The organism is Gracilimonas sediminicola, from assembly GCF_024320785.1.
GTDB lineage: Bacteria > Bacteroidota > Rhodothermia > Balneolales > Balneolaceae > Gracilimonas > Gracilimonas sediminicola.
This window is the reverse complement of the sequence record NZ_JANDBC010000003.1, coordinates 542,696-554,906: the sequence shown is the minus strand read 5'-3', so window position 1 is coordinate 554,906 and position 12,211 is coordinate 542,696. Positions and strand designations below refer to the sequence as shown.

Here is a 12,211-nt window from a genome sequence, read left to right as displayed (position 1 = left end):
TGCAATTATAGCTCTGTGTTTTGGAATAAGTTGCAGCAGTGAATCAGAATCAGATATGAAGAAAACGGCTGAAGAAATATTAGCGGATCCCATAAATTATCCGGCTATATCCTACAGTGGGTATCGGGATATATCACGCGACAGCGTTCCCTCAATTGCAGACTTGAAAGAAGACATGAGACTTCTTTCAGCAATGGGTATAAAAATGGTGAGAACCTATAATGTTACTCTTCAAGCCGTACCACGCTTGCTGCAAGCTATACACGAAATGAAAGAAAATGATCCTTCTTTTGAGATGTATGTAATGATGGGAGCCTGGATTGATGCGATAAATGCCTGGACCGATGAGCCGGAACGTATTCGGGATGAAGACAACCCGGATAATGCCAAAGAGATAGAACGGGCAGTCAGGCTTGCAAACAAATACCCTGATATTGTAAAGGTACTTGCTGTAGGAAATGAAGCAATGGTACACTGGCAAACAGAGTATTATGTGGAACCCGGGATCATACTTCACTGGGTAAATCATTTACAACAGCTAAAATCCAAGGGAGACCTTCCCAAAGACTTATGGATTACGAGTTCTGATAATTTTGCCTCCTGGGGCGGCGGTAGTGAAGATTATCATAAAGAAGATCTGAATAAGCTAATTGAAGCAGTCGACTATATTTCGATGCATACCTATCCCATGCACGATACACATTACCATCCGGTCTTTTGGGGAGTAGCGGAAAGCGAGACGGACCTGAGTGATATGGAAAAGATTGATGCAGCTATGCAGCGTTCTCTGGATTATGCAATTGATCAATATGAAAGCGTGGTTGAATACATGCGGAGTTTAGGGATTAATAAGCAGGTTCATATTGGTGAAACTGGTTGGGCTACCGTATCCAACACTTTATACGGGGATGAAGGATCCAGGGCAACCGATGAGTATAAAATGGCTCTCTATCATGATATGATAAGGGAGTGGTCGGAAGAAAACGGTGTTTCGGTATTCTATTTCGAAGCTTTTGACGAAAAATGGAAAGACGCGGCCAATCCATTGGGATCTGAAAATCACTTTGGTCTCATCAATCTGCAGTCGGAAGCAAAATACGTGTTATGGGATGAAGTGGATGCCGGGGTATTCGAAGGATTAACCCGTGACGGAAAGCCAATCACAAAAACGTTTAATGGCAATATGGACTCTCTCTTAAACACCGTAAAAGTACCACCAGTGAATAGCGAAATTAAATCGGCTGAATAAAAAATCTAAATCTATGTCACATTATAAAACCCTGATCCTTTCAATACTGGCATTACTCATGGCAAGTTGTACCTCACAACCTCTTAACATTCAAGTTTACGAGACTTCAGAAAGCGGAAACAAGCTGACGCAATTAAAGGAATTCCCGTCAGCTAAAGACACGGTGAGAATTGCGCTTAGGCCTGATAGCAGTTTCCAGGAAATCACCGGTTTTGGTGGGTCTTTTACAGAATCTTCAGCTTATTTACTGAACGAGTTAAGCAATGAAAACAGGGAACGTATTATAGAAGCCTATTTTGGGGAATCAGGAGCCCGGTACTCGCTCACCCGCACCCATATGAATTCCAGCGATTTCTCTCTGGGCAATTACTCTTATGCACCGGTGGAAGGCGACACAGCCTTAGAGCACTTTTCCATTGATGAAGACCGGGATGACATCATTCCAATGATCAAAGATGCGATGGCTGTCTCAGAAGATGGGTTTAAGATCATATCCTCTCCCTGGACAGCTCCGCCATGGATGAAAGACAATAAAGCCTGGAAAGGTGGAAAATTGTTACCGGAATATTACGATGCCTGGGCCCTGTTCTTTTCCCGGTATTTAAAAGCCTACAAGGCCGAGGGTATAGATATCTGGGGAATAACGGTGGAAAATGAGCCGCTGGGGAATGGAGAAAACTGGGAAAGTATGCACTACACCCCGGAGGAAATGAATGATTTTGTGGCTAACCATCTCGGTCCAACGCTGGAAAACCAAGGACATGATGTGGTGCTGTTGGGATATGATCAAAATCGTGATCACCTTAAAGAGTGGGTCGATGTAATGTATGGGGATGAAAAAGCTGCTTCCTATTTCGATGGCATTGCCATCCACTGGTATGCCAGTACATATGAAGTATTCCCCGAAGCATTACAATATGCACACAAAGCAGCTCCTAATAAGTACTTGATACAAACGGAAGCTACTGCTGATGCCGATGTGCCTGTTTGGCAAGATGATGAATGGTATTGGTCAAAAGAAGCTACCGACTGGGGATGGGACTGGGCTCCGGATGAACAAAAATATTTACATCCCAAATATGTGCCGGTGTTCAGGTATGCAAGGGATATAATAGGCACGCTTAACAATTGGGTTGATGGTTGGGTGGATTGGAATATGGTCTTAAACAGACAGGGCGGTCCAAATTGGGCAAACAATTGGTGCCTGGCACCTGTGATTGTTGATGAGGAAGCTGATGAAGTTTATTTCACCCCTCTGTACTACACGATGTCTCATTTCAGTCGATATATACGACCCGGCGCTAAACGAATCGGGTTTGAGACCGATGAAACGGACTTATTGCTTACGGCCGCAAAAAATCCTGATGGATCTATAGCGGTTGTTATTCTAAATCAAAGTGAAGAAGCCAAAGGCGTTGAGCTGGATTTAGATGGAAGAAGTACCGCATTTGCCATTCAGGGTAAAGCTTTACAAACGGTTATCATACCACCCAATAATTGATCAGGAAGGATACGGCATATGAAAGCTGAAACTGCAGAAAAAGTAATACCGGAAAAGCATAAAGTACCATTTGGGCAAAAGGTGGCCTTTGGGTTGGGGATGTTGAGTAACCAGATGTTTCCGGCAGCCATGGGGATATTTATGGTCGTATTGGTTCAGGATCTGGGGTTTCCTGGCTGGATGTGGGGTATTTTATTTTTTCTGCCTCGCGTTTTTGACTCTGTAACAGACCCGATAATGGGTTTTATCTCCGACAATACCCGGTCCAGATTCGGGCGGCGACGGATTTATGTGTTTATCGGGGCTATTATTATGGGAATTTCATTCTGGATAATGTGGCAGCTATATCGGGAAAACGGGGTAGATTACAACTTCGTTTATTTTTTGGCTTGGTCAATCGTGTTCTACCTGGGCCTCACAATTTTCAGCGTACCTTACGTAGCCATGGGCTATGAAATGAGCGATAATTTCCATGAAAGAACCAATATCATGGCAATCGCACAATGGATTGGGCAATGGGCCTGGGTAATTGCTCCCTGGTTTTGGGTGGTTATGTACGACCCGGATTGGTTTCCAAATGCAGATACAGCAACCCGTACACTGGCTATTTGGGTAGGAGTTATCTGTGCCTTACTGGCTATGGCACCGGCTGTGTTTATAAAAACAAAATCGACTAAAGACCGGGATGATTTTGAACCTCTTACCGTATCAAATATCGGGGGGAGCCTGAAATCTATACTTGAAGGATTTAAAGAATCTTTTCAGATCAAAGCATTTCGAAAGCTGTGTATCTCTACTTTTTTGATATTTAATTCCTTTAATACAGTAGCTTCCTTCACCTTTTTTATAGTGGTCTATTATCTGTTTAGAGGAGATGCAGCAGCGGCAGGTGTTTGGCCCACTTTATTTGGCAGTGTGGGTGCTTTAGGTACAACGTTCTTTGTGATCCCGGCCACTGCGTGGATTTCCAGGAAGATTGGAAAAAGAAAAGCCTTTCTGGTGTGTCAGGGTATTTCTCTTATCGGTTACATTCTCTTATGGTTTTTATTTGTACCCGGAAAACCCTGGCTTTTCTTGTTTGCCTTACCTTTTTTCTCCTTTGGCATCGGAAGTTTATTTACCCTCATGATGTCAATGACAGCCGATGTTTGCGATTTGGATGAGCTAAAGACCGGTAAACGAAGGGAAGGGATTTTCGGCGCTATCTACTGGTGGATGGTAAAATTCGGTTTTGCTATTGCAGGCCTCGCAACCGGAGCAATTATGACCCTGGTAGGATTTGACGTGGAATCAGGCAGCACTTTTGGTGCACCTATGACCGGGCTAAGATTATTTTTCTCAGGTCTTCCCATTACCGGAACCCTGATAGCAATGGCTGTAATGTATACCTATGACCTTACTGAAGAGAAAGCTAATGAGATCAGTGACATATTAGAGGCTCGAAAAAGTAAAAAAGAGGCAGCTCCGGCGCCATATTTTTATAAAAAAGACAAGTTATTAGCGCTTACCAAGGTTGATGTGTCAATGGATGAAGATCCATTTGGGGTGAATGAAAAGAGCGGAAAGGAACTGGAAAATGAATTTAAGGCCGTTCTGAATAAAGGCATGCACGGACTTTGTTTCAGCCCATACCTTGACGGTCAAAACATAGGGGATCAGCTATCCAGAGATCAGATTGAAAAAAGGATGAAAGTGATTGCACCCTATACTAAATGGGTTCGCTCATTCTCCTGTACAGAGGGTAATCAATGGATTCCCGAAGTAGCGAAGGAAAACGGCTTAAGTACGTTGGTAGGAGCATGGATTGACGATGATAAGGATTCGAATGAAGAAGAAATCATGAATCTTATTGATTTAGCAAATAAAGGATCGGTGGATATTGCAGCCATCGGAAACGAATGCCTGCTTCGGGAAGAACTCAGTGAGGATGAGATTCTGGAATACATAAACCGTGTTAAGCAAGCAGTGCCAGGTATTAAAGTGGGCTATGTGGATGCATACTACCAAATGTACACAAGCCCTAAAATTGTTGAAGCCTGTGATGTAGTTATGATCAATTGCTATCCATTTTGGGAGGGCTATAATGCTAAACATTCGCTCACATATCTTCAGAAAATGCATGAAGTGGTAAAAAGCATATCCGGAAACAAGAAAGTGATCATATCAGAAACTGGATGGCCTACCGATGGAAGCAGTGTGGGTGTAGCGGAACCATCAATGGAAAACATGATGAAATATTTTATCAACCTGAATAAATGGTCCAGGCTTGAACAGGTTGAAGCCTTTTATTTCTCATCATTTGATGAATCCTGGAAAGCCCGACATGAAGGTGACGTTGGAGCGCGCTGGGGGCTGTGGGATAAGAACGAAAAATTAAAGGTAAACTGAAATGTCGTATAGAAAAGAGAAATTTTTAACCTATAAGCGGTCTGACCTTATCCCAAAGCTGGAGTACCTGGATGAGATGTCCGCATCGGACATTGACAACCTCTTTCGGGAAGTGTTGGATAATGGTATCTATGGGTTTTGCTACAGTATGTACGAAGAAGGGCAAGGTCCGGGGACTATTGTATCTGAAGCTCAAATAAAGAAAAGAATAGAAATTCTAAAACCACATACAGAGGCTATACGCTCATTTTCAACGACTGAGGGTAACGAACACGTTCCAAAGGTAGCCAAAGAATTTGGGATGACAACGCTTACAGGAGCATGGCTTGGTGAAGATGAAGAAAAAAACAGCAAAGAGATAGATAACCTGATTAAGTTAGCCAATGAAGGGGTAGTTGATATTGCTGCTGTAGGGAATGAGGTACTCTATCGAAAAGAGATGGACGAAAAAACCTTAATTGAGTACATCCAAAAAGTCCGAAAAGCCATTCCGGCAGACATTCCGGTTGGATATGTTGATGCCTATTATGAGTTCGTTCGCCGGCCTGATCTCACAGAGGTTTGTGATGTGATTCTCTGTAACTGTTATCCTTTTTGGGAAGGAACAAGCTTTGAAAATTCATTGCAGCACATGCGGCAAATGTACCATCAGGCCAAAGAAGCAGGAAATGGGAAGAAGGTCATAATAACCGAAACCGGCTGGCCGAGCGAAGGGTCATCTTTGGGGGAAGCCAAACCATCCGAAGAAAATGCGAAAAAGTATTTCATCAACGCTTGCCTGTGGACTCAGGATGAAGAAATCGAGGTATTCTACTTTTCCTCATTCGATGAGTCCTGGAAAGTCGGTAGTGAAGGTGATGTAGGAGCTTACTGGGGTATATGGGATAAAAATGGGAAGCTTAAATACTGACCATGAATAATTTTCAGAAAATCGGGATTGGACCCGGCTTGGCGATTTGCTACTCAGGCTATAGAAAGGGACAAAAACCGGGGAATACGATTCCTACTTACGAGCAGGTAAAGGAAGACTTGACCCTGATCACAAAGTATTGGAAATATATTCGTCTTTACGATTGCGATGATCATTCAAAGACGGTGTTGGAGGTTATCAGAAATGAGGCATTTGACCTTCAGGTTATGCTTGGTGCCTTTATAGAAGCTGAGACCAATAATTTTAATTGTCCCTGGGGTGGAGGGATCTATTCAAAACCTGATTTAGAAGAGAATGCCGAACGCAATTTGAAAAAGATAGATCGGCTTATAGAGATGGGAATCCAATATTCTGATATTGTTTTCGCACTATCTGTTGGAAATGAAGCTTGTGTGGATTGGACGGATCATATGGTTCCTGAACAAAAAGTACTGTACTATGTTAAGAGGGTGAAAGAACGGACAAACATACCCGTAACATTTTGCGAGAATTATGTGCCGTGGTTAAATAAACTTGAAGAATTGGCTACCGAGTTAGACTTTATTTCCATACATACGTATCCGGTGTGGGAATACAAATCAATACAAGCCGGGCTCGATTACACAAAAGAAAATTATTATGCAGTAGCTGAAAAGTATCCTGATAAGCCGGTTGTAATATCAGAAGCAGGGTGGACAACTCGCTCCAATGGGCAGGGTATCGATCCGCTACAAGTGAATGAAGAAAACCAAAAGCGATACTTTGAAGAGTTAACGGAATGGACAATCAAGGAAGGTATTCCCACATTCTTTTTTGAAGCTTTTGATGAAGACTGGAAAGGGTCAGACGATCCTTCAGAGCCTGAAAAACACTGGGGAATATTTAAAATCGACAGAACTCCAAAACTGGCTCTCCAAGAAATGTAAACAAAGGTTGCTGAAAAGCTATTTTAACGTCTTTGCAAAAAACCGGTTCTTCACGAATCGGTTTTTTTATGTCAGGGAATTCTAACTCATCAGATAAAATCCCGATTGGAATTTAAACTTTCAAAATGTGATTATTTAATTTAAACTCAGTTCATAAGCTATTCATCAAAGCTAAAATCATTCACAAAAATACCAGCTGATCTTGAAAGCCGTCATTACCTGTATTTTGTTCTTGTTATCCGGATTGATGTCAGGTTATGCACAGGATTTACCTGAAAAGGGGGTTCCATTACTGAAAAGTTTCAGCCCGTCCGAGTATCATCACTTTGGTAAGGTATGGGATATTGATAGTGCACCCAGTGGTTTGGTATATATGGCTGCAGACCGGGGGCTGTTAGAGTATGACGGACAAATCTGGAAAGATTACAAAGGAAGCCAGGGAATCATCAGGTCCATTTTAGTGCAAAATGATTCGCTTATCTACACGGGTTCTGACCTTGATTTTGGGATGTGGAAGAAGAACAAATATGGTGAGTTTGAATACACTTCTTTATACCCGTTTAAAGAAGACTTGAACGAAATAAATGAAGAATTCTGGAACGTTCATTATCTGAATGAAAAAGTATTCTTTGTATCGGCAAGTAATATTTATGTGTATAAAGATCAAAATCTCACAAAAATATCGTCCGCGGGTTCAATCAGAGAAAGTTCTATAGCAGGGGATAGGTTCTTATTTATAGATGAACAGGAAGGGGTTTTTGAACTACGGGATTTAGCTCCCAATCAGCTTGTTTCATTCGAGGAACAGCATCCATCTGATATAATCGGGGTGTTTGAAGATGAAAGGGGATTGGTTTTTGTGACTCAAAACTCAGGACTGTGGCAATTTACTTCCGGAGAATTTAATCCCATCAACAACAGTCTGTCATCTGAGCTGAAATCAGCGAGTGTATTTAGTTTTGAGCAGGTTGGAGATTCAAATCTTGCTTTCGGAAGTATTTTAAAAGGCCTCTACATCAGCGACCGCAATGGCAACCTGATACACCACATCAATAAGAACAAAGGGTTGCAAAATAACACGGTGTTGAGCCTCCATTATCAACCAAGAGGGAAGCTCTGGCTGTCGATGGATTATGGGGTTTCTTTTCTTGATTTAAGCAACGAATTTACGTTCTTCTACGACTACATTGGGGATTTTGGAACCGGCTATACCGCAGAAGTAAAAGGAGACAGATTCTACCTGGGAACGAATCAGGGGCTTTATACTTCAGATTGGCAGTCGTTAAATAACAACTCCGCATTTAATCAATTTGAGCTGGTTGATGGCACCGAAGGACAAGTATGGTCCCTTCAAACCATTGATAACCAATTGCTGATGGGACACGATCAGGGCATGTTTGCCATAGAAGGGAATTCAGCCCGAAAACTTGGCGACCAAAATGGGATATGGACATTTGAGCCTTACAAAGATCGTCTGCTTGCCGGAACCTATAACGGGATTTCAATTTTTGAAATGGAAGATGGAGAATGGCAGTTTCAACAGAAGATGGAACTTATTCTTGGATCCTGTAACCAAATCATAACCGGCAGAGATCAATCCATTTGGATCAACATTCCCAACTATGGGGTGATTAACGCTACCCTGAATGAAGATTTATACCCGGCTGAAAGGGAAATTTTCTTGTCTGAAGAATTTAAGGGAGAAGATCATATCCTGAAGAAAACAGGAGATAGAATTGTTGTACTTACCGAATCACATAGGTATGAATACAACTCGAATCAGAAGAGTTTTACTGAGCAAAACCCGGATACCAAGGTTGAAGAAATCGATGATCTGTTATTAAGAAATTCGCGGCCGGAACAACTGACCGAAAACTATGAGTTTTACCCGGTCTATAATGGCTTTGCATTCAAAAATCTGAACGATAATGCAGATGCAGATAGTGTAAACCATACTTTGATTTTCCGTGAGGTTGTAGCCTACAACAGTGAAAATGAAATTAAAGCACATGATGGAGCTCAATTATCACATCGCTTTAACAACGTCAGGATCAGAGGAATTGTGCCGAATGAAGAAGGCGTCTATTATCAGTTCCGGGATGAAGAAACCGGAAGATGGAGCAGCTGGTCTAAAGAGTCCACCTTTGATTTATTAGCTTTGCCTTATGGCGAACACTCTTTTACGGCAAGAGCAAAGGTAAATGGTAACATGACTCCGGCCGAAACGATAAGATTTAGCATTTCTACCCCCTGGTACCTGAGCTGGTATGCATACCTTTTTTATGGGTTGTCCACGATGATGGTTATCTATATGCTGTACCGTTGGCAGGAAGCGTCGCTCGGTAAACAGAAAAAGGATCTGCTCATTAATCAGCGTAAATCGCTACAGCAACAGCAGGAGAAGCATAAAAAGACGCTTAAAATTGCCGAACAGCAGAAGTCTCAGGCTGAGTTTGAACAGCTGAAGGCTCAACTGAAAACCAAAACCATTGAGCTTGCGACCAAAGCTAAAGAGAACGATGAGAAGAACAGGATTCTTCAAAAGCTGAAAAGCAAATTAGAACAGATCGGAGAACATCCGGAATCCATAAAAGTAAGAAGTGCAGAGATCCTTCAGATTATTGACTCTCACATTGAGCCGGAAGACAATACCTTTGAAATACAGATTGATGAGCTTCACCAGGAATTTTTTGATACCCTGAGGGATGAATTCCCCGACCTTACCCGCTACGACCTTCGACTTTGCGCCTACATCAAGATTGGATTTAACTCCAAGGAAATTTCTAATATGCTGAACATCAAACCCTCCAGTGTTTATATAAGCAGGTCGAGGCTGCGGAAGAAGCTGAACATTGAAACGGATGAAGATCTGCACAGCTATCTGAATTCCATATAGAAAGTACAGCGCATAAAAAAGGCTACCCCGAAGGCAGCCTTTAAAAACTTTATCTAATGAAAAGAAATATTAGCTGGTTGCAGCAATCATTCCTTTCAGTCTTTCCGATTCTGCAATTTGACCGCTTTGTGGATACTCTTCAATAATCTGGGTAGCTACTTCATCCGCTTTGTCGTAGTTACCGGCCTGATAATAGGCTTGTGCGGCTTCAAGAAGGTTGGAGGGAGTGGTAACACTGTTCTCGTTCCAGTTGGCTGCCTGAACGAATTTCTCGGCTGCTGCATCAAAGCTTTCGTTAGCCATCAGCAGTTTGCCGTGGAAACTAAGCGGGCCTACACCAAGAATGCCTTTGGGCACATCAAACTCTTCCATGAACATCAGGGCATTTTCAATATCACCGAGTTCATAACTGGAAACAGCGGCATAGAAATTGGCAATGTTGCCGGCGTTGGTTCGCGGGAATTCCTCAGCAATTTGATCGAATCCATAGGTCAGCTCGAATTCGTCTCCATAAAGGGCATTCTCATAGTCAGCTTGGTTATAGTAGTTCTCGGCTACTGAAAGCAATTGCTGCGCTTCCTGTTCCTGCGCTGAGGAATAATAATTATACCCTATAATACCGCCTATAACCAGCACTACTGCAATGGCTACAGTGGTGATAAAGCTTTTGTTTTCGGTTACATAAGCCGCCGCACGATTATAATTCTCGATTAGCGGATCGGATTCTAATTCTTCTTTTGAAAGTCTTTTCGACATGTTTATTTATTTAAAATAGCTGTGATTTGAAGGATGTAAAAATAGGACTGTTTTTGGACTTCCCAAAACCCTAAAGTGATTCTAAAACACCATTTTTTAATTCAAGGATGGTATCAGATCGGCTGGCAATTTCTTTTTCATGGGTAATCAATAATACAGATACTCCCATGGCTTCCCGGAGTTCGAAAAGCAGGTCCAATATGATGTCTGTATTCTCCTGATCGAGATTTCCCGTGGGCTCGTCCGCAAGCACAACACGAGGGTTATTCATGAGCGCCCGTGCCATAGAAACACGTTGCTGCTCACCACCCGAAAGTTGGGTAGGACGGTGCTCCGATCGTTCATCAATACCAAATAACCCGAGCAATTCATGAGCCCGTTCATAGGCTTCTCCCGATTGAGTGCCGGCAATCAGTGCGGGCATAGCAACATTCTCAAGTGCTGTAAATTCAGGGAGCAAGTGATGGAACTGAAACACAAACCCTATATACTTATTTCGGAAATCAGCCAGGTCATCCGCTTTGTAGGTGGATATGTTTTTCCCATTCCAGAATACATCGCCGGAGTCGGCACGGTCTAAACCACCAAGTATATGCAGGAGTGTACTTTTACCACTTCCACTGGAACCCACGATGGAGGTGATGCTGGCTTCTTCAATCTTCAGGTTCATTCCCTGTAACACTTTAAGCTCACCTTTATCAGGTCCGCCCGGAAAACTTTTATACAGGTTTTGTGCCTCAAGCACGGTTTTCTTTGTATCCATCAATCAGTAGCTGAGTTGTTAAGTCCGGGATAGGTAACGGGTTCGATGTGTACACATTTTCCGGTTTCGATATCTACTTTTGCAAAAGCCCCGCAAAGCTGATTATCGCCTGATGCGGGCTGATATTTTTGATGGACACCCGTCATAAATCGCTTGATAGCTACTTTCTTATCCATACCAATTACTCCATTGGTGGATCCGGTCATGCCGGCATCGGTCAGGTAACCAAGTCCCTGCGGGTAAATTCGGGCATCATTGGTTTGAACATGAGTATGGGTGCCTACCATCACCGAGGCTTTCCCATCAAGATGCCATCCCATGGATATTTTTTCGGCGGTGGCTTCGGCGTGGAAATCCACAAAAATGATATGGGTTTCTTCCCGCATTTTCTCCAGGGCCCATTCGGCTGTGGAAAAAGGATCGTCAATGGCTTTCATAAAAGTACGACCCTGCAAATTCAGTACACCTACTTTAACATTCTTTTTAGGCACTTCGTGAATACTGAAACCAAGCCCTGCATTACCCTTAGGGTAGTTAAGAGGGCGGAGGATATGATCATGTTCGCGCATGTAATCAAACACTTTCCACTTGTCGAAGGAATGATCTCCGCCGGTAACCACATTCACCCCAAGGTTCAGCAGGTTTTTGATGATTTTTCGATTTGTGCCGAATCCTTCATGCGAATTTTCGGCATTGGCAATCACAAAATCGGCGTCGTACTTTTTAATGAGACTCGGGAGGAAGGTGTTGGTCATTTCAATGCCGGGGTCTCCAACAATATCGCCAACAAAAAAAATGCTGATTGTATCAGCCAAAATGAAC

General features: G+C 42.7%; 9 protein-coding genes. 6 read left to right on the top strand and 3 right to left on the bottom strand.

Features of this window, described 5'->3' with window-relative positions:
• Positions 1-55: 55 nt before the first annotated feature.
• The 6 genes from NM125_RS15400 to NM125_RS15375 all read left to right on the top strand — a co-directional run bounded on the left by NM125_RS15400 (position 56) and on the right by NM125_RS15375 (position 9,870).
• Positions 56-1,249, top strand: a complete 1,194-nt coding sequence (locus NM125_RS15400) for a glycosyl hydrolase family 17 protein (protein WP_255135870.1) — start codon at positions 56-58, stop codon at positions 1,247-1,249.
• A gap of 13 nt (positions 1,250-1,262) precedes the next feature.
• Positions 1,263-2,750 (top strand): glycoside hydrolase family 30 protein, encoded by a 1,488-nt coding sequence (locus NM125_RS15395; protein ID WP_255135869.1) that lies wholly within the window; start codon positions 1,263-1,265, stop codon positions 2,748-2,750.
• An 18-nt stretch (positions 2,751-2,768) separates the two neighbouring features.
• Positions 2,769-5,138: an MFS transporter gene (locus NM125_RS15390; protein WP_255135868.1), complete on the top strand. Its 2,370-nt coding sequence runs from the start codon at positions 2,769-2,771 to the stop codon at positions 5,136-5,138.
• Position 5,139: 1 nt separating this feature from the next.
• The gene (locus NM125_RS15385; protein WP_255135867.1) at positions 5,140-6,048 is read left to right on the top strand and encodes a glycoside hydrolase family 17 protein; all 909 of its coding nucleotides are present in this window, start codon (positions 5,140-5,142) and stop codon (positions 6,046-6,048) included.
• 2 nt (positions 6,049-6,050) lie between these two features.
• A complete protein-coding gene (locus NM125_RS15380; protein WP_255135866.1) occupies positions 6,051-6,974 on the top strand; it encodes a glycoside hydrolase family 17 protein in 924 nt (307 codons plus the stop codon).
• A gap of 202 nt (positions 6,975-7,176) precedes the next feature.
• A complete protein-coding gene (locus tag NM125_RS15375; protein ID WP_255135865.1) occupies positions 7,177-9,870 on the top strand; it encodes a helix-turn-helix and ligand-binding sensor domain-containing protein in 2,694 nt (897 codons plus the stop codon).
• 69 nt (positions 9,871-9,939) lie between these two features.
• On the opposite strand, the gene NM125_RS15370 is transcribed toward NM125_RS15375, so the two are convergent.
• From NM125_RS15370 to NM125_RS15360, 3 genes are all read right to left on the bottom strand, one after another.
• A complete protein-coding gene (locus tag NM125_RS15370; RefSeq protein WP_255135864.1) occupies positions 9,940-10,626 on the bottom strand; it encodes a tetratricopeptide repeat protein in 687 nt (228 codons plus the stop codon).
• A gap of 70 nt (positions 10,627-10,696) precedes the next feature.
• Positions 10,697-11,389 carry an ABC transporter ATP-binding protein gene (locus NM125_RS15365; protein ID WP_255135863.1) on the bottom strand — a complete coding sequence of 231 codons (693 nt, stop codon included), beginning with the start codon at positions 11,387-11,389 and terminating at the stop codon, positions 10,697-10,699.
• Entirely contained in the window at positions 11,389-12,204 is an 816-nt protein-coding gene (locus NM125_RS15360) for a TIGR00282 family metallophosphoesterase (protein WP_255135862.1), read from the bottom strand. The genes NM125_RS15365 and NM125_RS15360 overlap by 1 nt, the downstream gene beginning before the upstream one ends.
• Positions 12,205-12,211 lie beyond the last annotated feature (7 nt).